The following is a 462-nucleotide window of genomic DNA, read 5'->3' as shown; positions in this document are numbered from 1 at the left end:
GTCTAGTAATAGATTTTTCACCAACGATACCGTAGAAGCCGCAGGTCTGTTACGTGGGGGTACTGCAACAATGACGATCGAGACCGTTCCGGCGGGCCTTTCCGCCTATGCGCGTTTGCTCATGGCGGGTTGTGCCGTGGGCGCCTTCGCTGTCGCGACGCCGGCCCATGCCGCCGGCACTCCGGCGTTCACCAAGATCGAGAACACCGCGACCGCGGAATATACCGGTCCGGGCGGTCCCGAGACCGAGACGTCCGATCCGGTCGAGTTCTACGTGGACAAGGTGGTCGACGTGAACGTCGACTGGACCGGCCGAACGTCCAGGTCGAATCGCCCTCGACCAACCAGGGCCTGGTCTTCGTCATCACCAACACCGGCAATGCCGGCGAGGCGTTCAACCTCACGGTCAACGACGCGGTCGCCGGCGACGATTTCGACCCCGATTTCGTCGATATCTATCAC

The 462-nt window shown here is 61.9% G+C and carries 1 protein-coding gene; it reads right to left on the bottom strand.

Features of this window, described 5'->3' with window-relative positions; genetic code table 11:
• Positions 1-270: 270 nt before the first annotated feature.
• Positions 271-462: hypothetical protein (locus tag AC2JF9_RS09015; protein WP_500727085.1), on the bottom strand; the 192-nt coding region annotated here is incomplete at its 5' end.

Source organism: Lactobacillus sp. C449L, assembly GCF_059900815.1.
The sequence above is the reverse complement of the archived record's forward strand: the minus strand, read 5'-3'. Positions and strand labels throughout refer to the sequence as shown.